Source organism: Mesorhizobium sp. NZP2298, from assembly GCF_013170825.1.
GTDB lineage: Bacteria > Pseudomonadota > Alphaproteobacteria > Rhizobiales > Rhizobiaceae > Mesorhizobium.
In genome coordinates, this window is record NZ_CP033365.1 from 3,217,373 (window position 1) to 3,243,937 (window position 26,565).

The 26,565-nt window shown below is 64.5% G+C and carries 28 protein-coding genes and 2 pseudogenes; 11 read left to right on the forward strand and 19 right to left on the reverse strand.

Annotated elements, in window-relative coordinates:
* Positions 1–11: 11 nt before the first annotated feature.
* Positions 12–773, reverse strand: coding sequence for an alpha/beta fold hydrolase (locus tag EB231_RS15545; RefSeq protein ID WP_172349581.1), 762 nt, complete (start codon positions 771–773; stop codon positions 12–14).
* A gap of 105 nt (positions 774–878) precedes the next feature.
* Positions 879–1,793, reverse strand: a complete 915-nt coding sequence (locus EB231_RS15550; RefSeq protein WP_172349582.1) for an alpha/beta fold hydrolase — start codon at positions 1,791–1,793, stop codon at positions 879–881.
* A gap of 115 nt (positions 1,794–1,908) precedes the next feature.
* On the opposite strand from EB231_RS15550, the gene EB231_RS15555 reads away from it, so the two are divergent.
* Positions 1,909–2,811, forward strand: a complete 903-nt coding sequence (locus tag EB231_RS15555) for a LysR family transcriptional regulator (RefSeq protein WP_172349583.1) — start codon at positions 1,909–1,911, stop codon at positions 2,809–2,811.
* Positions 2,812–2,818: 7 nt separating this feature from the next.
* Here the strand turns inward: EB231_RS15555 and EB231_RS15560 are convergent, their stop codons facing one another.
* The 4 genes from EB231_RS15560 to ada all read right to left on the reverse strand — a co-directional run bounded on the left by EB231_RS15560 (position 2,819) and on the right by ada (position 5,612).
* Entirely contained in the window at positions 2,819–3,562 is a 744-nt protein-coding gene (locus EB231_RS15560; RefSeq protein WP_172349584.1) for a 2OG-Fe(II) oxygenase, read from the reverse strand.
* Complete coding sequence (locus EB231_RS15565; RefSeq protein WP_172349585.1) at positions 3,559–4,113, reverse strand: methylated-DNA--[protein]-cysteine S-methyltransferase; 555 nt, start codon at positions 4,111–4,113, stop codon at positions 3,559–3,561. The genes EB231_RS15560 and EB231_RS15565 overlap by 4 nt, the downstream gene beginning before the upstream one ends.
* A 140-nt stretch (positions 4,114–4,253) precedes the next feature.
* Complete coding sequence (locus EB231_RS15570) at positions 4,254–4,463, reverse strand: hypothetical protein (RefSeq protein WP_246740967.1); 210 nt, start codon at positions 4,461–4,463, stop codon at positions 4,254–4,256.
* 21 nt (positions 4,464–4,484) lie between these two features.
* A complete protein-coding gene (gene ada, locus EB231_RS15575; RefSeq protein WP_172349587.1) occupies positions 4,485–5,612 on the reverse strand; it encodes a bifunctional DNA-binding transcriptional regulator/O6-methylguanine-DNA methyltransferase Ada in 1,128 nt (375 codons plus the stop codon).
* A 129-nt stretch (positions 5,613–5,741) separates the two neighbouring features.
* On the opposite strand from ada, the gene EB231_RS15580 reads away from it, so the two are divergent.
* Both EB231_RS15580 and EB231_RS15585 read left to right on the forward strand, forming a co-directional pair.
* Complete coding sequence (locus EB231_RS15580; protein WP_172349588.1) at positions 5,742–6,038, forward strand: type II toxin-antitoxin system HigB family toxin; 297 nt, start codon at positions 5,742–5,744, stop codon at positions 6,036–6,038.
* Positions 6,038–6,436, forward strand: coding sequence for a helix-turn-helix domain-containing protein (locus EB231_RS15585; RefSeq protein WP_172349589.1), 399 nt, complete (start codon positions 6,038–6,040; stop codon positions 6,434–6,436). Before EB231_RS15580 ends, EB231_RS15585 begins: the two co-directional genes overlap by 1 nt.
* A gap of 17 nt (positions 6,437–6,453) precedes the next feature.
* Here the strand turns inward: EB231_RS15585 and EB231_RS15590 are convergent, their stop codons facing one another.
* Positions 6,454–6,675 (reverse strand): hypothetical protein, encoded by a 222-nt coding sequence (locus EB231_RS15590; RefSeq protein ID WP_246741060.1) that lies wholly within the window; start codon positions 6,673–6,675, stop codon positions 6,454–6,456.
* Between EB231_RS15590 and EB231_RS35145 the strand changes: the two are divergent.
* Positions 6,611–6,812: pseudogene (locus EB231_RS35145) on the forward strand (hypothetical protein); the annotation flags it as partial. The gene EB231_RS15590 and the pseudogene EB231_RS35145 overlap by 65 nt on opposite strands.
* A 77-nt stretch (positions 6,813–6,889) precedes the next feature.
* On the opposite strand, the gene EB231_RS15595 reads toward EB231_RS35145, so the two are convergent.
* The 3 genes from EB231_RS15595 to EB231_RS15605 all read right to left on the reverse strand — a co-directional run bounded on the left by EB231_RS15595 (position 6,890) and on the right by EB231_RS15605 (position 9,387).
* On the reverse strand, positions 6,890–7,960 hold the full coding sequence (locus EB231_RS15595) for a phosphatase PAP2 family protein (RefSeq protein WP_172349590.1): 1,071 nt from the start codon (positions 7,958–7,960) through the stop codon (positions 6,890–6,892).
* Positions 7,961–8,244: 284 nt separating this feature from the next.
* Positions 8,245–8,934: a gamma-glutamylcyclotransferase gene (locus EB231_RS15600; RefSeq protein ID WP_172349591.1), complete on the reverse strand. Its 690-nt coding sequence runs from the start codon at positions 8,932–8,934 to the stop codon at positions 8,245–8,247.
* 90 nt (positions 8,935–9,024) lie between these two features.
* Complete coding sequence (locus EB231_RS15605; protein ID WP_172349592.1) at positions 9,025–9,387, reverse strand: nuclear transport factor 2 family protein; 363 nt, start codon at positions 9,385–9,387, stop codon at positions 9,025–9,027.
* A gap of 82 nt (positions 9,388–9,469) precedes the next feature.
* Between EB231_RS15605 and EB231_RS15610 the strand changes: the two are divergent.
* Together EB231_RS15610 and EB231_RS15615 are read left to right on the forward strand one after the other, a co-directional pair.
* Positions 9,470–9,649, forward strand: a pseudogene (locus EB231_RS15610) (transposase); the annotation flags it as partial.
* 230 nt (positions 9,650–9,879) lie between these two features.
* A complete protein-coding gene (locus EB231_RS15615; protein WP_172349593.1) occupies positions 9,880–11,973 on the forward strand; it encodes an EAL domain-containing protein in 2,094 nt (697 codons plus the stop codon).
* Positions 11,974–11,988: 15 nt separating this feature from the next.
* Here EB231_RS15615 and EB231_RS15620 read toward each other — a convergent pair whose 3' ends face one another.
* Positions 11,989–12,183, reverse strand: a complete 195-nt coding sequence (locus tag EB231_RS15620) for a hypothetical protein (RefSeq protein WP_172349594.1) — start codon at positions 12,181–12,183, stop codon at positions 11,989–11,991.
* 187 nt (positions 12,184–12,370) lie between these two features.
* On the opposite strand from EB231_RS15620, the gene EB231_RS15625 reads away from it, so the two are divergent.
* Positions 12,371–13,090, forward strand: a complete 720-nt coding sequence (locus EB231_RS15625) for a 3-keto-5-aminohexanoate cleavage protein (RefSeq protein WP_172349595.1) — start codon at positions 12,371–12,373, stop codon at positions 13,088–13,090.
* Between the two features lie 2 nt (positions 13,091–13,092).
* Here the strand turns inward: EB231_RS15625 and EB231_RS15630 are convergent, their stop codons facing one another.
* The 4 genes from EB231_RS15630 to EB231_RS15645 all read right to left on the reverse strand — a co-directional run bounded on the left by EB231_RS15630 (position 13,093) and on the right by EB231_RS15645 (position 17,870).
* Positions 13,093–13,776, reverse strand: coding sequence for a YoaK family protein (locus tag EB231_RS15630; RefSeq protein WP_172349596.1), 684 nt, complete (start codon positions 13,774–13,776; stop codon positions 13,093–13,095).
* Between the two features lie 121 nt (positions 13,777–13,897).
* Positions 13,898–14,998 carry a serine hydrolase domain-containing protein gene (locus EB231_RS15635; protein WP_172349597.1) on the reverse strand — a complete coding sequence of 367 codons (1,101 nt, stop codon included), beginning with the start codon at positions 14,996–14,998 and terminating at the stop codon, positions 13,898–13,900.
* Positions 14,999–15,082: 84 nt separating this feature from the next.
* Positions 15,083–16,687: an ABC transporter substrate-binding protein gene (locus EB231_RS15640; RefSeq protein ID WP_172349598.1), complete on the reverse strand. Its 1,605-nt coding sequence runs from the start codon at positions 16,685–16,687 to the stop codon at positions 15,083–15,085.
* A 49-nt stretch (positions 16,688–16,736) separates the two neighbouring features.
* Positions 16,737–17,870: an NAD(P)/FAD-dependent oxidoreductase gene (locus EB231_RS15645; RefSeq protein WP_172349599.1), complete on the reverse strand. Its 1,134-nt coding sequence runs from the start codon at positions 17,868–17,870 to the stop codon at positions 16,737–16,739.
* 135 nt (positions 17,871–18,005) lie between these two features.
* On the opposite strand from EB231_RS15645, the gene EB231_RS15650 reads away from it, so the two are divergent.
* Entirely contained in the window at positions 18,006–18,623 is a 618-nt protein-coding gene (locus EB231_RS15650; protein WP_172349600.1) for a helix-turn-helix domain-containing protein, read from the forward strand.
* Between the two features lie 38 nt (positions 18,624–18,661).
* Here EB231_RS15650 and EB231_RS15655 read toward each other — a convergent pair whose 3' ends face one another.
* Together EB231_RS15655 and gcvA are read right to left on the reverse strand one after the other, a co-directional pair.
* Positions 18,662–19,789: an SEL1-like repeat protein gene (locus EB231_RS15655; RefSeq protein ID WP_172349601.1), complete on the reverse strand. Its 1,128-nt coding sequence runs from the start codon at positions 19,787–19,789 to the stop codon at positions 18,662–18,664.
* A 171-nt stretch (positions 19,790–19,960) separates the two neighbouring features.
* Positions 19,961–20,860 (reverse strand): transcriptional regulator GcvA, encoded by a 900-nt coding sequence (gene gcvA / locus EB231_RS15660; protein WP_172349602.1) that lies wholly within the window; start codon positions 20,858–20,860, stop codon positions 19,961–19,963.
* Between the two features lie 127 nt (positions 20,861–20,987).
* On the opposite strand from gcvA, the gene EB231_RS15665 reads away from it, so the two are divergent.
* Positions 20,988–21,692: an SDR family oxidoreductase gene (locus EB231_RS15665; protein WP_172349603.1), complete on the forward strand. Its 705-nt coding sequence runs from the start codon at positions 20,988–20,990 to the stop codon at positions 21,690–21,692.
* Positions 21,693–21,815: 123 nt separating this feature from the next.
* Positions 21,816–22,808: an adenosine deaminase gene (gene add / locus EB231_RS15670; protein WP_172349604.1), complete on the forward strand. Its 993-nt coding sequence runs from the start codon at positions 21,816–21,818 to the stop codon at positions 22,806–22,808.
* Positions 22,809–22,815: 7 nt separating this feature from the next.
* On the opposite strand, the gene EB231_RS15675 is transcribed toward add, so the two are convergent.
* On the reverse strand, positions 22,816–24,102 hold the full coding sequence (locus EB231_RS15675; RefSeq protein WP_172349605.1) for a cytochrome-c peroxidase: 1,287 nt from the start codon (positions 24,100–24,102) through the stop codon (positions 22,816–22,818).
* Between the two features lie 198 nt (positions 24,103–24,300).
* Here EB231_RS15675 and EB231_RS15680 point away from each other — a divergent pair, with 198 nt between their 5' ends.
* Entirely contained in the window at positions 24,301–25,830 is a 1,530-nt protein-coding gene (locus EB231_RS15680) for an acid phosphatase (RefSeq protein ID WP_172349606.1), read from the forward strand.
* Between the two features lie 55 nt (positions 25,831–25,885).
* On the opposite strand, the gene EB231_RS15685 is transcribed toward EB231_RS15680, so the two are convergent.
* On the reverse strand, positions 25,886–26,482 hold the full coding sequence (locus tag EB231_RS15685; protein WP_172349607.1) for a DUF922 domain-containing Zn-dependent protease: 597 nt from the start codon (positions 26,480–26,482) through the stop codon (positions 25,886–25,888).
* Positions 26,483–26,565 lie beyond the last annotated feature (83 nt).

The following is a 26,565-nucleotide window of genomic DNA, read 5'->3' on the forward strand; positions in this document are numbered from 1 at the left end:
CGGCCCGCCTCCTATTTCACCGAGTCGGCCGCCGCCAGAATGACATCGGCCACCTCGCGCGGTTTGGAGAGCATCGGAACGTGGCTGGTCGCAAGCTCGGTCACCTCGGCGCCTATCGCCTTGGCCATCGCAGCTTCGGCCGCCGGCGGTATCATGCCGTCGTGGCTGGCGACGATGTAGAAGCTCGGCTTGGTCTCATAGGCGGCGGCCGTGAGCTTCTCGTCGAAGATACCGGCAAAGGGCGGACCTTGCGTGGCTGCGATCAGGCTGATTTCCTGTGGCGGCAGGTCCTGCGCGAAATGTCTGGCGACGCCTCCGGCGCTTAGCCTGACATAGCCGCCGCTATCGGCTTCCAGGGCGCTCGCCCAGGGCAGCGGCGGCTGACCCTTGCCAAGATCGTTCACCGACACGCCCTTTGGCGGTGCGAAGGCGGCGACGTAGACCAGCGCCTTGACCTTGTCGTTCACGCCCGCCTGACTGATGACGACGCCGCCCCAGGAATGGCCGACCAGGATGACCGGCCCCGGCTGGGCATCGATGACCCGCCTGGTTGCGTCGACATCGGCGGCCAGCGAGCTCAACGGATTCTGCACCGCCACCACATTGAGCCCCTTGGCCTCCAGCAAGGGGATGACCTTGCTCCAGCTCGAGCCGTCGGCAAAGGCGCCATGCACCAGCACCACCGTTTTCTTCGGCGCGCCGGCGGCCGAAGCCGGCCCGGCCATCGCCATCAGGACGGCGGTTCCCGACAAGAGAAGATGCGACAACGACATCGGATGGCTCCATTTTTGTCGTGAGGGCCGCCTTGCGGGGGCAACCCATCGGATTGGCTTCACGGGATCGGTTTCGGCAGGCCCGAGATGATCGCCGGTCGGTTGTTACCTGGCGAGGAAATCGGTGATGAGCTTGACCGTGGCATCCGGGTTCTCTTCCATGATCCAATGGCCGGACGCGGGCACGATGGCGCCCGTCACGTCGGACGCGACGAACCGCAGGATGTCGGCCTGTGACGTGCCTGCCGATTTCTCCGCGCCGGCCGCGAGCACCGGCATGGGCAGCTTGCCGCCGGCGGCAAGCATCGCCTGGTTGTCGACGGCGTCCTGGTCGAATGCCTTGAACTGCTCGAAGGCGTCATGCATGGCATGCGGCCGCGCATAGAGTTTTGCGTAGTGGGCGCGCGTCGCCTCGTCGATCTTCTTCGGGTCGGCCGACAGTTCGTTGTAGAAGCGGTCGAGATAGATGCGCTCGCGGCCCGCGACCAGCCGCTCCATGTCGGGGCCGCGGAAGTTGAAGTGCCAGAGCAGCGGGCTTTGCTTGATCTTGTCCCAGTCACCTATGCCCGGCAGCGGTGCGTCGATGACAACCCATTTCGTGATGCGCTTCGGATATTGCGCGGCCAGCGCATAGCCGACCATGTTGCCGATGTCGTGCGTCACCAGGTCGGCCTTGTCGATCTTCAGCGCATCCATCACGCCGGCGATGTCGACCGCCTGGTTCTTCTTGGCGTAGCCGCTGTCCGGATGCGCCGAAAGGCCCATGCCGCGCAGGTCCGGTACAATCACCGTGTGATCCTTCATCAGCTTTATCGCCGCCGGTGCCCACATGTCGCCGGTATCGCCGAAGCCGTGCAGCAGAATGACCGCGGGCCCTTGTCCGCCGACGCGCACATGCAGGCTGGTGCCATTGGTCTCGATCGACTGGGTCTTGAAGCCCGCCGGAAACGGGATCACCCGCGCCGAGGCCGGAGCGGCGAGTGACAGCAGACCAAGCACGATAACCAAAGGACGAAACATGATGCATTACCCCGAGCTTTTGTGGCCGCCTATCGCGGTCCTTCCAACTATGGCACCATGCCCTTGATTTCGTTAGGCGTCGGTCGCCTGATTGTGAATTCGGGAACGCCGAACAATGCTAAAGCTTGAAGCCGCCGCCGCGTTTGTCGCCGTAGCGGAATCCGGTTCGATCAGCGAGGCGGGCAGGCGCATGAGCCTGTCCAAGTCCGTCATCAGCGAGCGGCTGTCGGAGCTCGAGCGCAGCCTCGGCACAAAGCTGCTGGACCGCACCACCCGCAAACTCTCGATCACCGAAGCGGGGCGGGGCTTTTACGAACGCGCCAAGCGCATCATGCAGGAGGTGGCCGATGCCAGCGCCGAAATCGCCGAACATCGCGGCGAACTGGCCGGGCCGCTCAGGATATCGGCGCCGACCAGTTTCGGCATCCTCCATCTCGGCCCGGCGCTGTATGGCTTCCTGGCCAGGCACCCGGGGATCGAACTGACGCTTGATCTCGACGATCGTTTCGTCAGCATGGTGGCCGATGGCTACGATGCCATCGTGCGTCACGGGCCGGTCGTCGATGACGGACCTGTCATCGTCAAGAAGCTGGCTTCCAGCGAGCGCTTCCTGGTGGCCTCGCCGGATTATATCGAGCGGTTCGGACGACCCGCGACCACTGACGACCTGAAACGCCACAAGGGCATCATCTATTCCATCCGGGGCGCCGCCGACTGGCGGTTCAAGATTTCGCGGCGGCTGGTGACGATCCGCCCGCAAACCGCGCTGCGCGTCAACAACGGGATCTTGATGCGCGACGCCGCTCTTGCCGGCCTCGGCCTGGCATTGCTCCCCGCCTACTTCATCCAGACCGAAATCGCCGACAAGCGATTGACGGTCGTCGATGTCGGCGCCGAGCCGCAAGGAGCCACCATCTATATCGCCTATCCCGAGGATAGGCGCGGATCCGCCAAACTGCGCGCGCTCACCACATGGCTACGCGATGCCTTTGGCGATCCGCCCTATTGGGAGGCTTGAGCAGCGCTCACTTGGCATCGTGAAAAATGATGCCGATCGTGTGGCGCATGCCCGAGCGCAGCCGGCTGACGCCGTGGCGCAGGTTGACGCGGTAGTTGCCCTTGGTTCCCTGCACCGGCCGGTTGTGGACGGCGAAGGCCACCGCATCGCCCTGGCGCAACGGCACCACTTCGACGCGGCTCTGCATGCGCGGCCGCTGCTCGGTCAGCGCGAACTCGCCGCCGGTGAAATCCTCACCCGGTTCGGAGAGCAGGATCGCCACCTGAAGGGGGAAGGCGAGGTCGCCATAAAGGTCCTGGTGCAGGCAGTTGAAGTCGCCGGGCACATATTGCAGCAGAAGCGGCGTCGGCCTGATCTGGCCGGCGGCATGGCACTGGTCGAGAAACGCGGCATGCGTGCCGGGATAGCGCAGGGCGATGCCCATGCGCTCGTTCCATCGGTTGGCGACCTCGGCCAGCCTTGGATAGAGCGCGCTGCGCAGGCCGCCGATGAGGTCGGGCAAGGGATAGCGGAAATAGCGGTATTCGCCCTTGCCGAAACCGTGCCTGGCCATGTGGACATGGCTGCGGAAATGCTGCTCCTGGGGGTAGAGGCCGGCGATCCGCCGGCACTCCTCGGGTGAGAGCAGCTTTTGCATCACCGCGCAGCCGAAGCCGTCGAGTTCGGCTGCAAGGGCCGGCCAGTCATAGCCGGCGATGCGGGTCTCCGCGGCTTCGACCACGGATGTGGCAACCTTGGCATGGGCGTTCATATCGCGGCCTCCTTGTCCAGCAGCGCGCGCTTGCGCTCGATGCCCCAGCGGTAGCCCGACTGCGTGCCGTCGGCTCTGACAACACGATGGCAGGGAATGCCGAGCGCGATCGCGTTGGCGGCGCAGGCGATCGCCACGGCGCGGGCACCGTTCGGCTGGCCAAGGCGCCGGGCAAGCGCGGTGTAGGTGATGGTGGCACCGCACGGTATGGTGCGCAGCATCTCCCAGACCCGTTGCTGGAACGGCGTGCCGTGACGCATGTCGAGCGGCAGGTCGAGGCCGGCGCGAGGTGTTTCGATGAAGCGCGCTATTGCCGCGAGATCGTCGCGCAAGGCGGCCTCGTCCTCGGCCAAGGGCTTGCCGGGGAAGCAGCTGGCGAGATCCTGTTTCAATGCATCGGCGTCGGAGCCGATCAGGAGGGCGCAGACGCCGAAGGGGCTGCGCGCCGCCAGGATGTGGCCGATCGCGGATTGGCCGGTGGCATAGGCGATGGTGTCGAGGGTGGCAGTGTTGCGGGCCGTCGCGGGCATGTGGGTTTGCATCAGGTTCATTGTCCTTACTCCTTCTGTGTGCCTGAACCCTAGCCGCGTGCCGGTGGGCGCTCACTCCGGTGCTTGCTTTCAAATTCAGATCTTGGCGTTCGAGGGACTAGCGATGCCAAGGTAAGCACCCCGTAGAGCGCTGAGTGTGCCTATGCCACACGCGTGACGGACACCTCGCCCAGCACGAGCACTTCGCCTGATGACAGCCGCAGCTCGATCTCACCTGTCGCGGTGCGGCTCCATTCCGCCCTGCCGGTGTCGACCAGTTCGCCGATGGCGGCCAACACCAGCGACTTGGCGTCTTCTGGGCGGCTGACCGCGATCTGGCTGTTCGCGCCGGTGGTGGAGGACCTTGCCATCGCGCGCATCGCCGATCCTCGTCAGGCCCGCGAAGGCCGGTCGGCCCTGTCGGCGGCGGTCGCCGTCCCGTCCGCCTCGCGGTCGAGAAGCGCGCGCCGGCGCTCGGCACCCCAGGCATAGCCTGAGAGGGCGCCGTCCTTGCGGATCACGCGGTGGCAGGGAATCGCGACCGCGTGGGCGTTTGCGGCGCAGGCACCGGCGACGGCGCGGGTTGCCTTGGGCGAGCCGATGCGTTCGGCGATCTCGGCGTAGGAAACCGTGCTGCCGACCGGGATATCCCGCAAGGCCCGCCAGACGCGCTGCTGGAACGCGGTGCCGCGCACGTCGAGCGGCAGGTCGAGACCGAACTGTGGGGCCTCGACGAAGCCGACGACGCGGGCGACCAGCGCCTCGTAGTCGCGTTCGCCGCCGATCAGCCGGGCCCTGGGGAAACGGTCCTGCAGGTCGCGCACCAGCGTGTCCGGGTCGTCGCCGAGCAGGATCGAGGCGACGCCCTTGCGGCTCGACGCCACCAGTATGGTGCCGAGCGAGGTCTCGCCGACGGCGAAGCGGATATCCTCGTTGGTGCCGCCGGCGCGGTAGCGCGTCGGCGTCATGCCGAGCATGCCGGTCGATTTTTCGTAGAAGCGCCCGCTCGAATTGAAGCCGGCGTCGTAGATCGCGGCCGTCACGCTGGCGCCGTCCTCCAACCCCTGGCGGACCCGGGCGGCGCGGTGCGCGGCGGCATAGTCCTTCGGCGTCAGCCCGGTGGTCGCCTTGAAGATGCGGTGGAAATAGCCGGCGCTGCGGCCGGCGGCATCGGCGAGTTCGGCGAGCGAGGGCTCTTCCTCGCATTGTTCGATCCTGCGGCAGGCATCGGCAACCATCGCGGCATTGCCGGCCTCGAGCGATCGACCATCCGGGTTGCAGCGCCGGCAGGCGCGAAAGCCGGTCGCCTTCGCCTGAGCCAGCGTGTCGTGCAGTTGCACATTGGCAGGGTTGGCCTGCCGCGACGGGCAGGAGGGCCGGCAATAGACGCCGGTCGTCGCCACGGAATACCAAAATTGCCCGTCCGCCAATTTGTCGCGCGCGACGATGCGCGCCCAACGCGGATCATCCGTGACCGGCAGCGGCGTGGATTTTAGATCTCTGGCCAAGGTGACGAACATGGCCGCATTGAAGCCTAGCGAAGCCGGGCTCGCCACCCGTTTCCTGCCAACTGTCAGGATGCCTCACGGGTCTTCCCAGATTGGGAAGATTCCTCTTGTTCCCAATTTGGGAAGTTGCTATATCGGGACATGCAGATCATCGCCAAGAAAGCGCTGAAGGATTTTTGGGCCAAACACAATCAGGCCGAAGCTCCTTTGACGGCTTGGTATGTGGCTGTCAGCAATGCTGACTGGAAGACTCCGACAGACATCAAAAACGCATTTGGAGCGACAGTCGATTTCGTGGGCGACAATCGCGTCATTTTCGACGTTGGCGGCAACAAGTACCGCTTGATTGTCCACGTCGCCTACAAGTTTCACCGCGTTCTGATCAAATTCGTCGGGACGCATCGAGAGTATGACAAGGTTGATCCGGAGAAGGTGTGATGGAGAATATTCGACCCATTAAGACCGAAGCCGATTATGATTGGGCGATTGCCGAAATCACCAAATATTTCGATAATGAGCCGGAGGTCGGCTCCCTCGATGGTGACCGCTTCGATGTCCTCGCAACGCTGATCGAGGCTTATGAGGACAAGCACTACCCGATCGAAGCGCCCGATCCCGTTGAAGCCATTCAATCGCACATGCAACTGTTCAGCCTGTCGCGAAAGGCTCTGGCCGAGGTGATCGGATCATCGCCTCGGGCGACTGAGGTGCTGAACAGGAAGCGGGCTCTCACCCTGGATATGGTCTTCAAACTGAACAAGGAATGGAACATTCCTGCAGAAGTCCTCGTGCAACCCTATCACCTCGCAAATGACAGGGGCCGCAAGCGCGCCTAAGCCGCCGCCAGACCCTCCTACGCCGCGCGTTTGGGCTCCACCGCGAACGGGCTGAGCCCGAGCCAGGTCTGCATCTTCCTGCCGATGGCCTGGTCGCCGGTCAGGGAGACCTTGGCGCCGGCCTTCTCGACGGTCAGCAACCCCATCCAGATCGCCGTCATCGTGTGCAGGTCGGTGGCGGTCGAATACATCACCTCGAAGGGGCCGGCGTCGCTGGACGGACAGCTGTTCAACTTCAACAGCGCGCCCAACCGCTACGGCCTTGGTGAATTCTACGAGCTGCATGTCTGGGCCTGGAAGGGGCAACCCGACCGGCACTTTCGCCGACATGAACCCGAAAGTGTCTTGCGAACACACCATGGCGCCGAGCCAGTAGCCAGCCAAGGCCAGGCGGCGCCGAGGCCGCCTGGCCGAAAGGCCGCGGGGCGGTTTACCGGCCTCAGCCGGGCCCGGTCATTGCGACACCGGTTCGGGCAGCGGCAGATCCATCCCGACGGTTTCCCGGCTCGCTTGCGGCAGGACGAAACGCCCCGTCAGATACCAGATCGCCGACACGACAAGGATCGAAAGGTAGCCGTCCACGGCATAGTGCCAGCCGGTATAGACCGAGCCGAACAGGATGAGTGCTGCGAAAGACCAGCCGGCGACGGCCCAGCGGCGGCCGAAACCGGTGAGGAAGAGAGCATTGAGCGTGGCGATGGCGACATGCATGCTGGGCATCGCGGTGATGCCGGTGCCCAACTGGGACCTGCCGTTGTCGTGTGCATCGAGCAGATAGTTGGCGGCGAACCTCACCGGCAAGGCATGCGGGTCCGCCAGCAACGCGGCCAGCACCCCGGCAAATCGGTCACCGCCGTAGAACCGGTCGTAGAATATCGGCCCGGTGGATGACAGCACGGTCGCAAGAACGGCTCCGCACGACATCATGGTGAGCGCGAACGCCCAAAAATAGCGGATGCGCCGGGCGGGATTGTTCCAGAAGGCGACGAAGAGCATGACGCCGAACCATTGCATGAACCACCAGGACATGTAGGCCTTGAAAACCAGCATGGAGGCGGGCTCTGAAACGATGCGGTGCGTCCATACCCAGGGATCGATGCCATGCAGCCAATGGTCGAGTTCTGCCAGCTTGGGATCGGCATAGTAAGGCACGACCTCCGGTATGGTGATCCTGAACGTCGTGAAAGCGGTGATGCCGAGAAAGAACAGCAGGACGACCCGCGCGGCCGCCAGGCCACGTTCCCTGAGCACCCGCACCATGAACCTTGTCGGCCTGGGCCTGCCATACATAAGGGCCGCCAGCCCGAGGCCAACCACCAGGAGCACCGGCAGCACGCTGAGGAATGTCCCGAAATACTGTATGGACAGCCGCAGATAACGCTCCGGCCGCAGGCAAATCGCCGCCGCGATAGGGGTAAGGCAAAGGGCGGTCAGCAGCCAGCCGCTCCTGGTCACCGCGATGTCCACGTCGAAAACGGCAAGGGATCGGCGATCGCGGCCCTGTTGCCCGGTGTGCGCAGTCATTGAGGGACGTCCCGCCATCTGCCCAAAGCATTATTGATGGGTATTTCGCATATTGTGTATTACTATTCAGTTACACTTGGCAAAGGTAAAAGTTGAAATATTAGACGTCTATAATTCTTCCTTTTTTATCAAGGAATCGTTGACGAAGATATCGTCGTTAGTATTGACGATGTCGCGGGCCGCTTCCGAACGCCCTGGACGGCTCCCAGCTTCAACCAAGGGGCCACCGCCTAGGCCGTGAAGTCATAAATGCGGAAAAACCGACATGGGAGTGGAAGCAGACTTCAGGGAAAGCGTCGACTGCGTTGACGAGCCTGGATTTCGGCGGCCATCAGCTTCTGGATTTGCCACAGGTTTCTGTCGCGGATTCCATGTTCTTCCAGCTTGTTGATGGTGTTGAACGCATACTGCGCCGCGGACCCCCAGTGCCCAGCCGCTTGAGAAAGCACACTGGCGACCTCCGATAGAGGCCTCTTGCCAGCGTAAGCGCCGCCACTGCGCAAAGCTATGAAGGCGAGAGCTTTGAAACGTCCTTCATCTGTTGAAACGTCTATCCATCGAGGCACATTCGTTGGAGGATTTGCATCGATCTCACGTTCAAGCAGCCGGACGATCTGCCCTTGCTTGTCGCCGGGTGGCAAGCGATACGCAATTCCCACGCAGGAGCCGCCGCGGTCGAGTGCCAGCATGAGGGCAGGAAGCTCGCGTGTGCCTCGCCATCTTGTCAGCTTCAGACAAAAGGATCGGTGCCATCCGGCTGCGACGGCACGGCGTTGTTCGACCGTCTCAAACTCCGGGTTCCAGATCAAGGAACCATAGGCGAAAACCCACAGGTGCTCTGGATCGTGTTGAGCCAGCATTGCATCGGCCATCGACGCGAAATCGCCAGCAGTGTGTTCGGCGGTGCCAGCCTCGGGACCAGGATCTGGTTCCTTCCGCTCAATCAGTGCGATGAGTTCGGCCGTCAGGTGCATCGCGTTCCTCGGATCTCGATCTCAAAGCCAATATGGAGATCGCGTTGCCGCCTGCGTTCATCGCAGCAATGATCGCAGATGAGGACCATCCTACGTGTGAAGGTGGTAGAGCTTGCTGACGATCTTCCACTCTCCGGCGATCTTGAGCAGGGAAAGATAGTCGGTGAACTTCATGCTCCCGAACTCGTCCTCAACCTTCACCGTGGCTGCGTCGACCGTGATGTCGAGCAACGAGACTTTCCAGTTGGGGCTGCTGTTCGGTGCCAAGCCGGCGCCCATCACCTCGCCCACATAGGCATCGGCGCTCAACCATTCGACCGCGCCTTGGTAGTTGCCGATGATTGATGCTGATGCGTGAAACGCCGCTCGCAGCTTCTGTTCGTCGGCAGCGGACATGGCCAGGACGTAGGCCTCAACCACAGCATTGATTTGGCTTTCTTCGGTTCGCGACATCAAGGATAGCCCCAAGCTTTCCCCAAAATCATAGCCCAATCAAAGAGCATTCGCCACTTCCACTGACCTCGAATGGCGCGCGATCGAGCCGCTGTTGCCTAACAAGCCGCGAGGAGTGCCGTGCGTAGACGGCCGCCGGGTGCTGAACGGCATCTTCTGGGTGCTGCGATCGGGTGCGCCCTGGCGCGATCTGCCAGAGCGATACGGCCCCTGTACCACTTGCTACAATCGCTTCGTCCGATGGCGGAAGGCAGGTGTGTGGGGCGACTACGAAAAGCCGAGGCTCGAAAGGCGCGAAAAGCTGTCCAGCGTGACGGCGGCCAGTGGCGTGTCAACGGTCGAGATAAATTGACGGGCCGCCCGTTGCGGCAAGCAGCGTGGACGCCTTGACGGGCCGCTGACCTTCCAGACATGGCAATCCGCCCCTCCGGTAACTGTTTCTTCTCTGGTTTTGGCGCAGATTGCCCTTGGGTGGGGCAAGCGAAACAGACTATGGCGCGTCCGGGCAAGAAAAGTCGCAATGGAGCGTTCTGGGCCAAGGCCCTGGAACGCGCTCATCTTGGCGTCTGGGACTGGGATCTTCGCAGCGGCGACTGCTTCTATTCGGCGACCTGGGCGCGAATGCTGGGTTACGGGGAAGATGAACTCGCCAACGCCAGCGACCTGTGGCTGCAACTCACCCATCCCGAAGATCGCGAGCGGGCGCTGGCCAGTGGCGACCGCCACATCGCCGGGCTAACCGATATCATCGAGACCGAACTCAGGCTGAAGCACAAGCAGGGGCACTGGGTGTGGGTGCTCGATCGCGGTGGTATCGTCGAGCGCGGCACGGACGGGCGGCCGCTGCGGCTGATGGGCGTGCAGACCGACATCTCGAAGCAGAAGGCTGCCGAAGCCGCGCTCGAACAAGTCACGATGCGCTTCCGGCTGGCGCTCGCCGCCAGCGGCACCGGCATCTGGCACTACGACATCGCCACCCACAGGAGCTATTGGGACGCCCGCACCAGGGCCATATTCGGCGTCGCCGCGGATGCCGACGAGGTGCCCGCCGACCTCTGGCACAGCTTTCTGCACCCTGACGACAAGGAAGCCACCGAGCGCGCGCACCAGCCGATACCCGGATCGGACGGCGTCACCGCCTCGCAATACCGCATCATCAAGCGCGACGGCGAGATCCGCCATATCGAATCGCTGGTGCGTTTCGTCGCCGCCGCGGGCGCTGCCGGCCAGGTCCTCGGCACGGTGCGCGACATCACCGAGGACAAGCTGCGCGAGCAGGAGCTTGCCTTCGCCGCGCGTCACGACGCGCTGACAGGCCTGTGGAACCGCGCCGCCTTCGACAGGCTGCTTGCCGACCATATCGCCACGGGCATGCCGCTGGCGGTGTTCTACGTCGATCTCGACTACTTCAAGGCGCTCAACGACTTCGCCGGCCACGCCGCCGGCGATCTCGCGCTGAAGAGCGTGGCGGCGGGCATCGGCCGCTGCCTGCCGCCATCGGCGCATGCGGCGCGGCTGGGCGGCGACGAGTTCGCCCTGCTGGTGCCCCATTGCGACACCGCGCAGGCCGAGCGGCTGGCCGGCGCCATCCTGGCGGCCGTGCGCGGCGCCGATCTCGGCCTCGCCGTGACCTCGCGCCGGCTTGCGGCGAGCATCGGCATCGCGATCGTCGATGACCGAGCCACCACGGTTGCCGACGCGCTGGCCTGCGCCGACGATGCTTGCTACGCGGCCAAGGCCGCCGGGCGCGACCGTTTCGCGGTGTTTTCGGCCGAGGCCGCTTCGGGCGGCCTCAACGCGGCACGGCTCGCCGCCGATACGGTCGACGCCATGGAGGACGGCCGGCTGAAACTGTTCGGCCAGGAGATCCACCGGCTGGGCCGGCCCTGGCAGGAAAGCCGCCATGTCGAGGTGCTGGCGCGGCTTGCCGGGCGCGGCGGCAAGCTGATCCCGCCCAGCGAATTCATACCGGCGGCCGAGCGCTTCGGCATTGCCGCCAGGCTCGATCGCTGGATCATCCGCACCGCGCTCTCGCAGCATGGCGCGGCCATGAGGTCCGGCGCGATCACGCTCGGCTTCAACCTCTCGGCGCAGACGCTGAGCGACCCGGGGTTGTGGGATTTCGTCGACAGCATCATCGAGCAAACCGGGGCGCCGCATTCCGGCATCGGATTCGAGATCACCGAGACCGCCGCCGTCACCAATTTCGACGCCGCCGAGGCGTTCGTGCGCAAGGCGCGCGAGCGGCGCTGCAAGGTCAGCCTCGACGATTTCGGCGCCGGCATGAGTTCGTTCGAATATCTCAGGCGTTTTCCGGTCGATGCCATCAAGATCGATGGTTCCTTCATCGAGCACATCGCCGAGAGCCGCTTCGACCGCGAGATCGTCTCCGCCATATCAGGCATTGCCCGCAGCGTCGGCTGCGCCGTCGTGGCCGAGAAGATCGAGCAGGTGGAGACGCTCGGCATCCTGCAGGCAATGGGCGTCGATTTCGGCCAGGGCTTCCTGCTGCACCGGCCCGAACCGCTGGAGCAGATCGTGGCACGTGCGGCCCGGCCGGCAAGCGGTGCCCGCAAGGCATCCTGATGCCTGTCGCTTACATCAGCTGGGTTGCCGCATCGTCGCCTGAGGAAAGTCCAGCACTCCGGTCCCGGGCCGCCTGTGCTGGGCTTCCGCCACCGTCTCGATGAGGAGGTCGAGGGCCTCGCATGTCGAGCGGCTCGTCTCGTCATTGCCGCGCAGATAGTGATAGGCGCGTTCGAGATGGATGCGGGCGGCTGAAAAATCACTGGTCAATGGTCCCTCCATGATCTCGCCCTAATTTATCTTGGCTCGCCCGCCGGAACGCTGGGTAAATATCCACAGGCGTTTTTTATTCAAATGCCGCCGGACCTTGCCCCGCTGTCAGGAGAGACACCGCGCAACTCTTTGCCTTGCCTGGCCGCACGGCTAGACTGTGACTTCCTTGCCCGAGGTGACATTCATGATCGTCCAGGCCTGCATCAACGGCGCGCGTCCGCGCGATTTCCACCCGAAGCTGCCGCTCGACGTGCAGGCCATGGCAAGCGATGCCGCGGCCTGCGTCGCCGCCGGCGCCGGCGAACTGCACATCCATCCGCGCGGCGCCGAGGGGCGCGAAAGCCTGGCCGCCGTCGACGCGACGGTGCTGGCGGTGCGCCGGGCTTGCCCGGGCACGCTTGTCGGTGTGTCGACCGGCGCCTGGATCGAGAACGATGTCGGGCTGACCCGCGCGGCGATCGCCGGCTGGCGCGAGCTGCCCGACTACGCCTCTGTCAATCTGTCGGAAGCCGACGCGCCCGCCGTGATGGAGCTGTTGCGCCAGCGCGGCGTCGGCATCGAGGCCGGGCTTGCCACGACGGAGGATGCCGAGCGCTTCGTGGCGCTTGCCGACCGCAACCGGGTGCTGCGCGTCCTGATCGAGATCGACATACAGGACCTGGCGGCGGCGCTCGACGAGGCTCGAGGCATCGGCGCCGTGCTCGAACGCGCCGAAATGCGGCGGCCGATCCTGCTGCATGGCGTCGACGCCACGGTCTGGCCGTTCGTGGAGCTCGCGCGCCAAAAGCGCTGGTCGACGCGGGTCGGGCTGGAAGACGGCAAGACGCTGGCCGATGGAACGGTGGCGAAGGACAATGCCGAAATCGTTGCGGCGGCGGTGGCGATTTTCTCGTCGCGGGGCTGATCCTATTGCCTCGTCTCGTCCGGCGCCGCGAGCCGCAGCACCAGCGCTGCCAGCGCGATCACCGGCGGAACGACGAAGCACCAGACATTGACGAAGGCGAAGCCGAGGGCGGCTGCCGCGCAGCCGGCGGCGAACACGGCGACCGCCGCCGCCATGCGCCGCAGGCGGGCAACAAGCGCCGGACGGGTCTCCGGCGCCGGGACGCCGATGAGGTCGGCGAGGTCGATCATGATCTGGGTGGTGGTGCCGGTCATCAGCGTCGAGGGCGGGGCTGCCGCCAGATGGACCCGATGCACGGCGTTCTGGATCGCCATGGCGGCGACCAGCACCATGCCGGTGAGGATCGCGGCCGCGCTGTCGCCACTGGCGAAGGGGCCAAAGCGGATCGCCAGGGCGGCCCCGACGACAAGCAGCGCCAGTTTGGTTCCCAATAGCGGCCCGAGCGCCGGCCGGCCATGCCGGCGCAGATGTTCGCCGGCCAGCCGGGTCAGGATGACGACGATGCAGAACACCGGCAGCGCCAGGAGCTTTGCCAGCACACCCGAAATGCCGAGCACCAGCGAGGCGCCCAGGGTGACGAAGTTCCCCGTCACATGCGCGGTGAACAGGCCCTGCAGCGCCAGGAAGCCCGCCGTGTCGACATAACCGCCATTGAGGCTCAACAGCAGCGGCAGAGTGAGCTTCATGGCGGCATCTCGCGTCCGGGAATCAGGCAGCGTCTCATATCCCTGCGCGGCATGCCAGTTGCGAGCGCACCAACCGCAACGATCGCGGCATCACGTCTTTCTTCGCGATCGCGTGCTCAGCTTACTCGAGAATGATCCGGATCGCTTGATCGACCACTGGATGGAGGCCGCTGGCCTGGAAGGAGAGGCGGTTGCCGGAGCCGACATTGCTGGTCATGGCGATGGTGAGATCCGTTTCCGGGTCATGCAGCATGACGGCGACATAGCCCGGAATGCTGCCCTGGTGGCCGTAGAAGGCGCGGTCGGCATAGGCGCTCTGGAACATGCCGGCGCCGGTTTCGCGCATGCGTGTGCCGGGAAAGCTCGCCGGCACGCGGTGTTCGAACATCTCCGCGAAGAAGGGCGGCGACAGCAGCCCGCCGGAAAACAGGCCGCGCATGAAGCCCACCATGTCGGACGGGGTCGACACCATGTCGCCGCAGCCATAGGCGGCGCCGAAGGGGAAGGAATCGGAGGAATCCTGCAAGGCGTCGGAATAGGGCAGAACGCCGTCCATGCGCCACATCTCGCCGCCCGAGGCGATGTCGGTGGGCGCGTTCGGCGCCGGCGGCGGCCGGTGGTAGTAACCGCGCACCATCGATTTTTCCGGAAACGCTTCGGTCGCCGGCGACCAGGTGTTTTTCAGGCCGAGCGGCTGCAGGATCGCGCTTCTGACATAGGCGCCCAGCGACTGGCCGGTGACGGCCTCGATCACCATGCCGGCCAGCACATAGCCGGTGTTGTTGTAGACGGCCGGACCGCCCGGGGCCTTCTGCCTGTCGGAGGCGAAGGCGATATCGACCAGCTGCTGCGGCGTCCACCGCCGGCTTGGGTCCATCGGAATGTAATATTCGAATTCCGGCAGCCCGCTGCGATGGTTGATCAGCTGGCGCACCGAAACATCCCTGGCGCCTGGCAGGTCCGGGAACCAGGCGGAGATCGGCGCGCCGAGATCGAGCTTGCCGGTCTCGGCGAGCTTGACCAGTGCCGCCGCGACGAAGGTCTTGGTGCAACTGCCGATCTTGAACAGTTGGTCCGATGTGACGCCGGCCCCGCTTTGCCGGTCGGCAAGCCCTGATGCGAGGGCGGTCGGTGTCGCGCCGTTTCGCGCATAGGCCAGCGAGGCGCCTACCGCGCCATCGGCGAGGTAACTGTCGAGGAGGGCGTTCAAATTTTCACGCATCGATTCTGCTTTCGCCGCTAAATTGCTGGTTTCATGGATGTCGTGGTCCATCCTGCCGAAGGATGGACCACGAGGAGCCGAGCCTCACTCCGCTATATCGACCGCGGCGAAATTCTGCCGGCCGAAGGGGTCGAGCACGTAGTTGAGCACGCTCTTGCGGATCGGGATCGCCACCATGGAATGAGCGATCGGGGCCACCGGCACTTCCGCCTTCAGGATGGCCTGCGCCTTGCCGTAGATCGCGGCGCGTTCCTTCGGGTCGGCGGCGACGCGGCCTTCGTTCAGCAGCTTCTCGAAATCCTTGTCGCACCAGCGCGAGCGGTTGGAGCCGCCCTTCACGCCGTCACAGGACAAGAGGTAGCTCAGCATGTTGTCGGGATCGCCATTGTCGCTGCTGCCGCCGAGCAGGAAGGTGTCCTGCTCGCCCGCCGCGGTACGCTTGAGGTATTCGCCCCATTCGAAGCTGACGATCTCCGACTGGACACCAACCTTGGCCCAGTCGGCCTGGATCATCTCGGCCATACGCTTGGCATTGGGATTGTAGGGACGCGACACCGGCATCGCCCAGAGGCTGATCTTCAGCCCGCTTTCGTGCCCGGCTTCCTTCAGCAGCTTCTTGGCGCCGTCGGGATCATAGTCGATGCCGGCATCGGTGACGGCACCGAGCTGCGCCGGCGGCACGACGCTGCCGGCGACCGTGCCCGCGCCGGCATAGACGGCCTCGACGATCGCCTTGCGGTCGATGGCCTTGGCCAGCGCGGTGCGCACGCGCACATCGCCCAGCGGCTGGTGTTCGACATTGAAGCCGAGGATGCCGATGTTCTGGCCCTTGAGATCGAGCACCGTGATGTCGGGATCGGCGCGCAGGTCGGCCACCGCGCTTGGCGGCGGCGGGGCGGCGATCTGGCATTCATTGGCCTTGATGCGCTCGACGCGGGTGGTCGGCTCGGGCGTGATGGCGAAGACCAGCGTGTCGATCTTCGGCGCGCCGCGCCAGTAATCCTTGTTGGCGGTGTAGCGGACCTGGCTGTCGGGCACATAGGCCTCGAGCATGAACGGGCCGGTGCCCACCGGCTGGCTGTCGATCAGTTCCGGCGTGCCGGCAGCCACCATCTTCTCGGTCTGCTCCAGCGACAGGATCGAGAGATAGTCAAGCGCCAGCCCGGCCAGGAAGGTGACGTTGGCTGATGTCAGCGTGAAGCGCACCGTGTAGTCGTCGACCTTGTCGATCTTGTCGATGAGCGTGCCCATGCCCAGCGCGTTGAAGTACTCGTAAGTGCCGCCGCCGAGCTTGTGGTAGGGATTGTTGGCGTCGCGCTGGCGGTTGAAGGTGTAGAGCACGTCGTCGGCGTTGAAATCACGCGTCGGGGTGAAATGCTCGTTCGACTGGAACTTCACGCCGTGGCGCAGGTGGAAGGTGTAGGTCTTGCCGTCCGGGGAGACATCCCAGCTCTCGGCCAGCGCCGGCCCGACCTCCGTCGTGCCCGGCTTGAATTCGACCAGCCGGTTGAAGATCGTCTTGGCGGCGGCGTCCATGGTGGAATCGGCGATGCCGATCGCCGGGTTGAAGGTCTCCGGATTGGCTTCCGAACAATAGACCAGCGTCTTGGCGTAGGCCTGCCCGCCGAGAAGGACGGACGAGGCCAGAAGGGTCGAGGCAAGCACTGCGCGCAGAACGGTGGATTTCATCGCAAACGCTCCTGATGACACTTTCGGGGTTGAGGGAAGGGCATGAACTTCATGGCGTTGCCGCCGGGACGAGGAAGCGGTCCGGCGCCAGCGCCGCGGCGGTGACGCCGAGCGCGGTGACATCCGCCGGCAAGGGCTGGCCGCGCATCAGCGCCGAGCTCAGCCTGGCCAGCGTCAGCGACACCTGGAAGCCGTAGCCGCCCTGGCCGCCGAGCCAGAAGAAGCCGGGCAGGCGCGGGTCGAAGCCGGCGACCGGCGTGCGGTCGGGCGCGAAGGTGCGCAGGCCCGCCCACGGCGTCGAGGGCCGGCCGATGCGCATCGACGTCGCCTGCTCGATGCGGTCGACAGCGATAGCGATGTCGATGTCTTCGGGCCAGGCGTCGCAAGGCTCGGAGTCCGTTTCGTCGGCGAGCGAGCCGATCAGCCTGCCGGCATCGGGCTTGAAGTAGAATTGTTCGTGCAAATCGACCACCAGCGGCCAGCCGGAAATGTCGATGCCCGCGAGCGGGTCGAACAGGAAGGCGGTACGCCGTTTCGGCTGGAAGCCAAGGCCGGAGAGTCCGGCAAGGCCGGCGACGACATCGACCCAGGCGCCGGCGGCATTGACGACGATGTCGGCCCGATGCTCGCCGGCACTGGTGGTGATGCGGAAGCCGTCTCCAGCATGGGCGATCTCGCGGACTTCCTCGCCGGTGCGGATGATGCCGCCGCTGGCCTTCAGCGCCGAGGCGCTTGACCCCAGCATCTTGCCCGTGTCGACATCCATCGCGTCCGGCTCATAGACGCCGCCGCAGGTAGCCTCCGTGGCAATGACCGAAACCAGCGTGTGCAGTTCGGCCGCGGAGAGGCGGCGCACGCTCGGCACCAGCGCCCGCAATTCGCCGGCAAGCCGGTCTATCGCCGCGTCGTCGCCGCGCCAGCCGACATGCAGGGCGCCACGCCGGTGGGCGACGAACCCGCCCTCGACGATGGCCTGCCGGCTGGCCAGCGTCAGCCCGCGTACCACCCGGTTGCCATAGGTCTCGGTGAACAGGGCGGCGGAGCGGCCGCTGGCGTGGTAGCCCAGATGCGGCTCACGCTCGATGACGATGACATCAGCCCAGTCCCGCACGGCCGCGGCCAGCGACAGGCCGGCAATGCCACCACCGATGACGACGATTTTTTGGGGAGACTTCGACTGCATCCACCAGTCGTAAAAATTTTTTCGTATCCAGTCAATATTTAGCGTATAAGAAAATTGTTGGTATTGTTGATGGCGGCGGGGAGTTCGACTACCTAGAGCAAACGAGCGACGGGTGGCCGCGCCATGGAGCTGATGATGTCGGAGCAACCGAACCTCGGTGATTGTCTGCGTGCCCTGAGAAAGACGCATGGCTGGACCTTGCAGGAGGTCAGCACGCTCACCGGCGTCGCGGTGTCGACGCTGTCCAAGGTCGAGAACGACCAGATGTCGCTGAGCTACGACAAGCTCCTGCAGATCTGCGAGGGGCTCGGCATCCATGTGACGGAGCTGCTCAGCGGCGACCGCAAGCAGCCGGCGTCGCGCACGCGCCGCTCGGTGACCTCGCCGGCCAACACGCTGCGTCAGCTGACCCGCAACTACGACTACCGCTATCTGGCCACCGACCTGGTGCGCAAGCGCATGGTGCCGATCCGCGCCTATGCGCGCGCCCGCACGCCGGAGGAGTTCGGCCCGCTGACCAGGCATGCCGGCGAGGAATTCCTGATCGTGCTCAAGGGCGAGATCGAACTGCACACCGACCAGTACGCGCCGGTGCGGCTCAAGGAGGGCGAAAGCGTCTACATCGATTCCACCATGGGCCACGCCTACCTCTCGGTGGGCGAAGGCGACGCAGAGATGCTGTGCGTGTGTTCCGGCGACGAGCCCGACATGGAAGGCACGCTGCTGAGCGTGCTGGAGACTGTGGAGGGGTAGGGGGCGGGAAGGCTCGGTGAATTCACCGCCCCATTTGGCTAATGGAGGCGCTCGTCGTACTGATCGCTGCCGGCAATCCGCACCACTTGCGGGAAGATCCCGAAGAACATTCGAAGCCCTTGAAGCCGGGTACCAAAGTTCCCTCGGCCCTTGATCATCCGCATTGCAAGCGCGCGTTGCGCAAAAAGATGACCGGCATTGGCCGCCTTCAGCAGAAGCTCATTGCACTCGCCCGCGTGGCGTTCCAGCTGCGGGTTCGTGTCCAGGACCCTGAACTGCCAGTAGAGTGAGGAGATCGGCTTGCTTGTCTCTGTCCGCAACCACTTCAGCGCCACCTCTGGACGGCCAGCCCGGAAGTTTGCGACCCCCGCGATGTTTGCGACCGCGTGCCGGCCACCTTCGTAAGCTGCCTCGTAATGCCGGACCGCCTGGCCAAAATTCTTGGCGACACCACAGGCACAGAAGTAGATATACCCTAGGCATTCGTGAGCCCATGCATCGCCTTCCTCGGCAAGCTTTTCGAAGACAGGTAAAGCCTCCGCATAGCGTTTTGCAGTCAGGAGGTTGTGAGCTTCACGTTGGTGCTGCCATTTGATCGAAGGCTTATGGTCCTGTGCCGCTGCTTTTCGCAACCACCGATCTGATTCTTCGTGTTCGCCCGCTGCCGCTAGAACCGATCCATAGTTGTATTGGCCGTCAGCGTCCCCCAATTCTGCCGACTTGGAGAACCAAAGGCGTGCTGCATCGAGATTGACGGGCACTCCGATCCCTTGCGAGAGCATGTAACCGAGCCAGGACATCGCGCTGGCATCACCTGCATCCGCCGCCTTCGCATACCACTGGTATGCCGTGGCCTTGTCCACGTCGACACCGCTGCCTCTGAAATAAATGTTGCCGATCCAGCCCATGGCCTCCGCGTCGTCTGCTTCCGCGGCTTTCAAAAACCATTCAAGCGCCGCCGCGGTGTCGACCGCTACACCTTTGCCTTTCAGATAGACATATCCGACCCATGTCATCGCCGGCGCCGAGCCGGACTCCGCAAGCTTTTTGAATAGGGGTACAGCGTCGGCCTCATCCCCGGACCGGTAGAGGGCTTTGGCCGCCTCCAACTCCGGGTCCAACTGGACGGAGTGCGAGTTGTGATTGGCAGTAGCGTCTTCGTCCATTGACAGAAACAGTCCTGATCCTGGTCCGTTCTGCCAAATATATGTATTCCGAAAATGGGACGTTAGACGTCTCAACTTAAATCGAAGACATGCCTACATTCTGGTAAACGTGCGTTCTTCGTTGCTTCATAGGCAAGCGGCTTGACGTCTCCAACGGGTGCGGCGTCATCGTCAAGACAACGCCCGTTCCCCCGCATCCAGCAGCCATTGCCGCACGGCCTGCGTCGGTTCGGGATGGCGCTGCTTTCTCGGCATGACGACATAAAAATCCTGCGTGCCGCGCATTTCGCCACGCACCGGCTGGACCAGACGGCCGGCGGCGAGGTCAGCGGCGACGAGGAAGCGGCTGGCCAGCGCTATGCCCTGGCCGGCGATGGCCGCGTCGATGGCCAGCCCTGTCTGGTTGAAGCGCATGCGTTTCAACTCGGTCGTCATCTTCAGGCCGACCGCCTTTTCCATGAACTCCGGCCACAGATTGTGCGCGTCGTGCAGCAGGACGTGATGCTGGATTTCGGTCGCCGCCATTTCAGTTGTGCCGGCCGGCAGCAGGGCCGGACCGCAGACCGCGATGATCTGCTGGGGGAACAACAGGTCGACGATCAGGCCGGGGCCGAAGGGAGCGCGGCCTTGCCGCACCGCGATGTCGACGCCGTCGGCCTGGAAGCTCGACAGGCTCTCGCTGGCCAGCACGCGCAGGTCGACCAGCGGATTGTCCGCCATGAAGTCCTGCAGCCTGGGGATCAGCCATTTGGTGGCGAAGCTCGGGGTCACGCTGATCGTCAGCCGCGCCGGTTCGGGGCGCAGCAGCAGGGTTGCCTCCGAGATCAGGTCGAAGGCGCGGCGGATGTTGGGCACATAGGCGCGGCCCTCATCGGTCAGCGCCAGGCCGCGCGGCAGCCGTTCGAACAGTTTCGTGCCGAGATCGGCCTCCAGCCCGCGAATGTGCTGGGCCACCGCCCCTTGCGTGACGTTCAGCTCCTCGGCGGCGATGCGGAAGTTGAGATGGCGCGCCGAGGCCTCGAAGGCGCGCAGCGCATTCAGTGGCGGCAGGCTCAGGAAGGCTTCTGGCATGCAGGAGTTTTTCTACTGGTTGATTTCAGCCATTCTGGTTCGAACCGAGCGGAAAAACCAGCTATATCGGCGCTCGGATCCCGGAAATACCGTTTGCGGCTCCTGCCAACCCGAAGAGGAAAATCCAATGAGTGTAGAAAAAGTGGCCGTGGTCGTGGCCGGCGGCAGCGGCATGGGGGCGGCGGCGGCCAAGCGGCTGGCGGCGGATGGGTTCAAGGTCGCCATCCTGTCCTCGTCGGGCAAGGGCGAGGCGCTGGCCAAGGAATTGGGCGGTCTTGGCGTCACCGGCTCGAACCAGTCGAATGAGGATCTGCAGCGCCTCGCCGACCTGACGCTGGAGCGTTTTGGCCGCATCGACGTGCTGGTCAACAGCGGCGGCCACGGCCCGCGCGCGCCGATCCTGGAGATCACGGACGAGCAATGGCACACCGGCATGGATGTCTATCTGCTCAACGTGATCAGGCCGGTGCGCATCGTGGCGCCGCAAATGGTCAAGCAGAAGGGTGGCGCCATCATCAACATCTCGACCGCCTGGGTCGCCGAGCCGAACGCGATGTTCCCGACCTCGGCCGTGTTCCGCGCCGGTCTTGCCGCCTACACCAAGATCTTCGCCAACACCTACGCCGCCGACAATGTACGGATGAACAATGTGCTGCCCGGCTGGATCGACAGCCTGCCGGCCACCGAGGAGCGCCGAGACAACGTGCCGATGCAGCGCTATGGCACATCGGAGGAGATCGCCGCGACGATTGCGTTCCTGGCTTCGGAGGGTGCGGGCTATATCACCGGCCAGAACATCCGGGTGGATGGCGGTGTCATCAGGGCGCTGTGAGGCGCCGGCCTGGAGCCAGGCGCCGCCAATCTCGCGGCCCATGCGCAGTACTTTCAATCATTTCTTGAAACCAGCAGCGATCGTTTCATGGTTTGATGGCGCCGGCCAAGAGGGGAGGCGTCATTGACCGACTTCATCGGACTGCCGAAAGCCGAAGTGCACATCCATATCGAGGGCTGCTTCGAGGCCGACGATGTGGTCAGGAACTGCGAGGAAGCCGGCATTCCGCTGCGCGCGCCGCGCGACAGGCTCTTCGAAGCCCATGACCTCAAGAGCTTCCTCGAGATGCTCGATTGGTTGTGCGGGACATTCCGCACACGCGAACAACTCGCCACCACGGCCTACAAGTTCGCGCAGCGCATGGGCCGAAGCGGCGTGCGCTACGCTGACGTCATCGTCAACCCGACGCATTGGCCGCATTGGCACAAAGACGTTCCAGGGATGATCGACGCGTTCGATGCGGGCTTCGCGGCCGCCGAACAGGATGGGCACCCGCCGGCCGGGCTTTGCGTCAGCCTGCTTCGCACGCAGTCGGCGGCGGAAGCGATCGAGCTGGTGGAATTGCTGGGCGACATCAGGCACAGCCGCGTCGTCGCCTTGTCGATCGACGGAAACGAGGCGGCCGCCGGTCGCACCGGTCCACGCTTCGCCGAGGCGTTTCGCCGTGCCGGCGCGGCGGGTTTGCGGCGGACGGTTCACGCCGGCGAGTCGAGCGGGCCGGAAGGTGTTCGCGACGCAATCGAACTGCTGGGTGCCGACCGCATCGACCACGGCGTGCGGGCGATCGAGGAACCGGACCTTGTCGACTTGCTGGCGCAAAGGCAGATTCCGCTCGGCATCTGTCCGGTCTCCAATCTGGCGCTCGGCGTTTATCCCTCGCTTGCGCAACATCCGCTCGACGCCCTGCGCAAGGCCGGTGTCCCGGTCTCGATCAACACCGACGATCCGGCGCTGCTCGATACCACGCTTGAAGCATCCTACGCCGCTTGCGCCGAGGCCTTTGCCTGGGACGAGGAAACCATTCGCCAGCTCGCCGCGACATCGGTGCAGGCGAGCTACGCCGACCCCGCGCTGAAGGCACGGATCCTGGCCGATCTGGCGGCCTGGCGGAGCTAGCAAGGGTTCAATTCGCTGGCACTGTCCCAGCCTGCTGATCGGCGTCGGTGAGCGTGCCGAGAAAAGCGACGATGTCGTCGATCTCGGCGTCGTTGAGCGCCGGCTTGTCGCCGGGCTTTTTGCCGTTGAAGGGCGGATCCTGATTCAAGTTCGGCCAGTAAGCCTTTGGCAGATCATCATATTGCCGGACCGTACCATCGGCGTTTCTGGGGTACCAATGGCCGGGATCGGTGTCGCGGCTGGCGTAGAAGGCGACCGCGTCGCGCAGCGTGTGGAAGGCGCCGTTGTGGAAGAAGCTCTTGCGCAGCGCGACGTTGCGCAGGGTCGGCGTCTTGAACAGGCCGCAGTATTCGGTCCGGCCCTTGAAGTCGGTGCGCAGCGGGCCGCACAGGCCGAGATCGACATAGGCCGCATCGGCATTGGCGGGAATCGCCGCATTGCGTGGCACGGCGATGGCGATCAGGCCGAAATCGGTGAATTGCGGCGGCTCGCCGTCATTGGCGGGTTCGCTGAGGTGACAGCTGGCGCAATTGCCCTTGGCCTCGTCCTCGAACAGCGCGCGGCCATGTAGTTCCCGCGCTGTCAGTTGCGCCTTGCCGGCGAGGAAGGCGTCGTAGCGGCTGGAATAGGGATAGAAGTCAGGCGCGCTCTGCTCGAACGTGCCGAGCGCTTCGGCGGCGGCGTCGAAGGCATCGCCCGGGTGGTCGAACACGTCGTCGCCGAAGGCGGCCTTGAACTCGCCGGCATAGGCGGCCTTGCGCAAGGCTGATGTGACGGCGGCCCCGTCCTTGTTGGCCATCTCGAAGGGCGAGAGCAGGGGGATTTTCGCCTGGTCCTTGCCATGGTCGGCCCGGCCGTCCCAGGTCAGGCCGCCGGTCGGGCCATTGTCGACGCTCTCGTCCCCCTCGTCCTCGGAATCGTAGAAATGCTCGGTGAAGGCGGGCGCCGCCTGCAGATAGCGCAGCGACGGCACGGCGCGCACGCCTGGTTGGTCGAGGTTCGGACCGCCCATCTCGACCGGCGCGGCCGTGGCCGGGCCGAAGGCGTGATGCGGGTCATGGCAGGAGGAACAGGCCTGCCTGCCCGAGGCGGACAGCGCCGGATCGAAGAACATTTTTCGGCCAAGCGCGGTCAGCGCCCGCGCCCGCGCGAAAGCATCGGCGCGCGACAGCGGGCCGGGATGGATGCTGCCGGTTCCGGCGCGAACAAGGGTTGCCGGCAAAGTGATGGCAAAGCCGAACAACGATGCGGCAGCGGCCGCGATCATCAGGCGTCTGCCTCGTCCCGTCGTCATCGCTTCCAGGTCCATTTCATTCCGCAGTAGGTTCGCACTGCAACGGATTGATGACTGCTCCCGCTCTTCACGAAACCGTGTTCGCGGGCGAGGCAAGTGTCACAAAGGTGACAAGGCATCGACGTAGCTCTTTGCGTGCGCGGCCACCGGCCATGCACGACGCCTCTAGCCATCCCCCCTAGCCATGAGGACTCCTTGATGCGGCCCTTCAATTCGCTTTTCCTGGCCTCCACCGCCCTGGCATCGTTTGCTAGTGCTGCCAACGCCGCGCCTCCCGGCTACGACAAGATCGACACGGTCGTCGTCATCTATGCCGAGAACCGCAGCTTCGATAATCTCTATGGCGGCTTCCCCGGCGCCAATGGGCTGGCCAATGTCTCGGCCGACCAGGCGCGCCAGCTCGACCGCGACGGCAAGCCGCTCGCCGAATTGCCGCCGGCCTGGGGCGGGCTGACCGCCAAGGGCGTGACGCCTGTTGTGACCGAGGCGCAGTCGGCGCATCTCAGCAACGCCAGCTTCGCCATCGACGACGCCAACGGCTTCAACGAGAAGGCCTCCGTCGTCACGCGCGACCTCTGGCACCGCTTCTACCAGGAGCAGATGCAGATCGACGGCGGCAAGAATGACAAGTTCGCCGCCTGGGCCGATTCCGGCGGTCTCGTCATGGGCCATTATGACGGTTCCGGCCTGCCGATGTGGGCGGTGGCGAAGAAATACGTGCTGGCCGACAATTTCTTCCAGGGCGCCTTTGGCGGCTCCTTCCTCAACCATTTCCAGCTCGCCTGCGCCTGCGCTCCGGTCTATCCCAATGCCGATACCAGCCCGGTGAAGGGACAGATCGCCGTCGTCGAGGCCGATGGCAAGACGCTGAAGGTGGCCGACAACTCGCCGCCCTCCGCCCTTGGCGGCGTGCCGAAATTCGTCAATGACGGTGCCATCACGCCCGACTTCTATGCCGTCAACACCATGCAGCCGCCTTACCAGCCGAGTGCCAACAAGCCCGTCGAAGGTGGCGACAAGGCGCTGGCCGATCCGGCGCAGCCGACGACGCTGCCGCCGCAGCACGACATCACCATCGGCGACCTCCTTTCGCTGCGGGGGATCGACTGGGCCTGGTATGCCGGCGCCTGGCAGGCAACGCTCGACGGCAAGAACGCGACGCCGGTGCCGAACTTCCAGTTCCACCACCAGCCGTTCAACTATTTCGCCGCCTATGCGCCGGGCACCGCCGCGCGCACCGCGCATCTCAGGGATGGCGGTCTGGACGGCTCCGAATTCATCAAGGCGATCGATGACGGCAAGCTGCCTTCTGTCAGCTTCTACAAGCCGCAAGGCAATCTCAACGAGCACAGCGGTTATGCCGATGTGACATCGGGCGACCAGCATCTGGCCGACCTCGTCGCGCATCTGGAGAAGAGCCCGCAATGGAGCCACATGCTGGTGGTCGTCACCTATGACGAGAATGGCGGCTTCTGGGATCATGTCGCGCCGCCCAAGGCCGACCGCTGGGGACCGGGCAACCGCGTCCCGGCCTTCATCATCTCGCCCTACGCGAAGATGGGCACGGTCGACCACACGCAATATGACACGACGTCGATCCTGCGCTTCATCACCGCGCGCTACGACCTGCCGGTGCTTTCAGGCATAGTCGCCCGCGACAAGGCGCTGCGCAACAACGACCAGCCGCCGATGGGCGATTTGTCAGCCGCGCTTGATCTCAGCCGCTAGGGCAGAGGGCAGGTCAGAAATCCGCCGCCGCGTCGTCAAGGCGCTGCGGTTCGTTTCAAGGGCCGCTCACCAAGGCTAATACAAGCTTCTGCAGATTGCCGCCCTGACCGAACTCGACACGGTCGAAATCCCGGCTACCCTGTATCCTCGCCTTCGAGATCGCGTCGAGCCGCTTGACCACCTCGGCCCTGGTCTTGCTGCATTTGGGGTCATCGGCGACGGTCAGGCCGTCTGTCGCGGCTTCGATGTCATGCACCATTTTTATCATGCTGGCGCCATGCACCTTCTCATGGGCGCTGACGCCGGCGATGAACACCTCCCAGTTCTTCTGGACGGAAGGCGGCAGTGGCGCGGAGGGACTTGGCAAGGTGTAGGTGATGATCAGTTTCGGCTTGCCCGCCGTCAGCACGCAATCCTTGCCCCTGGGCTTGTAGTCCCGGATCCCCCAGGTCAGCTTGAAGTTGGTGTAGGCGATGGCGCGGGTAATGCCGACATTCGGTCCGTTCTCGCCGATCGACCGGTAAAGCTCCAGCCCGGACTGGCCCGAAATGGCGTAGGTCTCGACCTTCTCGACCGGCTTCCACTCGGCATGGGCGGTGGGCGGCAAGGCCACCAGGGCGGCAAGCAGAAGACACAGACGAACTCTCAGCACAATGTCTCTCCAAACCGATCCCGAACGTACGTGCCGCAACGGGCAATGCCACGGGATCGCTTTTCCTATATGCTGCCCGCGGG

Bases quoted from the DNA above. Each gene is read 5' to 3' on its own strand.
- EB231_RS15565 (WP_172349585.1), bottom strand. From the start codon at position 4,113: ATGAACCTGATGCAAACCCACATGCCCGCGACGGCCCGCAACACTGCC.
- EB231_RS15655 (WP_172349601.1), bottom strand. From the start codon at position 19,789: ATGGACGAAGACGCTACTGCCAATCACAACTCGCACTCCGTCCAGTTG.
- EB231_RS15650 (WP_172349600.1), top strand. From the start codon at position 18,006: ATGTCGGAGCAACCGAACCTCGGTGATTGTCTGCGTGCCCTGAGAAAG.
- EB231_RS15560 (WP_172349584.1), bottom strand. From the start codon at position 3,562: ATGAACGCCCATGCCAAGGTTGCCACATCCGTGGTCGAAGCCGCGGAG.
- EB231_RS15580 (WP_172349588.1), top strand. From the start codon at position 5,742: ATGCAGATCATCGCCAAGAAAGCGCTGAAGGATTTTTGGGCCAAACAC.
- EB231_RS15570 (WP_246740967.1), bottom strand. From the start codon at position 4,463: ATGGCAAGGTCCTCCACCACCGGCGCGAACAGCCAGATCGCGGTCAGC.
- EB231_RS15675 (WP_172349605.1), bottom strand. From the start codon at position 24,102: ATGACGACGGGACGAGGCAGACGCCTGATGATCGCGGCCGCTGCCGCA.
- EB231_RS15550 (WP_172349582.1), bottom strand. From the start codon at position 1,793: ATGTTTCGTCCTTTGGTTATCGTGCTTGGTCTGCTGTCACTCGCCGCT.
- EB231_RS15555 (WP_172349583.1), top strand. From the start codon at position 1,909: ATGCTAAAGCTTGAAGCCGCCGCCGCGTTTGTCGCCGTAGCGGAATCC.
- EB231_RS15600 (WP_172349591.1), bottom strand. From the start codon at position 8,934: ATGCACCTGACGGCCGAACTCATCGCACTGATTGAGCGGAAGGAACCA.
- EB231_RS15605 (WP_172349592.1), bottom strand. From the start codon at position 9,387: ATGTCGCGAACCGAAGAAAGCCAAATCAATGCTGTGGTTGAGGCCTAC.
- EB231_RS15615 (WP_172349593.1), top strand. From the start codon at position 9,880: ATGGCGCGTCCGGGCAAGAAAAGTCGCAATGGAGCGTTCTGGGCCAAG.
- EB231_RS15645 (WP_172349599.1), bottom strand. From the start codon at position 17,870: ATGCAGTCGAAGTCTCCCCAAAAAATCGTCGTCATCGGTGGTGGCATT.
- EB231_RS15625 (WP_172349595.1), top strand. From the start codon at position 12,371: ATGATCGTCCAGGCCTGCATCAACGGCGCGCGTCCGCGCGATTTCCAC.
- EB231_RS15585 (WP_172349589.1), top strand. From the start codon at position 6,038: ATGGAGAATATTCGACCCATTAAGACCGAAGCCGATTATGATTGGGCG.
- EB231_RS15680 (WP_172349606.1), top strand. From the start codon at position 24,301: ATGCGGCCCTTCAATTCGCTTTTCCTGGCCTCCACCGCCCTGGCATCG.
- EB231_RS15595 (WP_172349590.1), bottom strand. From the start codon at position 7,960: ATGACTGCGCACACCGGGCAACAGGGCCGCGATCGCCGATCCCTTGCC.
- EB231_RS15630 (WP_172349596.1), bottom strand. From the start codon at position 13,776: ATGAAGCTCACTCTGCCGCTGCTGTTGAGCCTCAATGGCGGTTATGTC.
- EB231_RS15640 (WP_172349598.1), bottom strand. From the start codon at position 16,687: ATGAAATCCACCGTTCTGCGCGCAGTGCTTGCCTCGACCCTTCTGGCC.
- EB231_RS15665 (WP_172349603.1), top strand. From the start codon at position 20,988: ATGAGTGTAGAAAAAGTGGCCGTGGTCGTGGCCGGCGGCAGCGGCATG.
- EB231_RS15635 (WP_172349597.1), bottom strand. From the start codon at position 14,998: ATGCGTGAAAATTTGAACGCCCTCCTCGACAGTTACCTCGCCGATGGC.
- EB231_RS15545 (WP_172349581.1), bottom strand. From the start codon at position 773: ATGTCGTTGTCGCATCTTCTCTTGTCGGGAACCGCCGTCCTGATGGCG.
- gcvA (WP_172349602.1), bottom strand. From the start codon at position 20,860: ATGCCAGAAGCCTTCCTGAGCCTGCCGCCACTGAATGCGCTGCGCGCC.
- ada (WP_172349587.1), bottom strand. From the start codon at position 5,612: ATGTTCGTCACCTTGGCCAGAGATCTAAAATCCACGCCGCTGCCGGTC.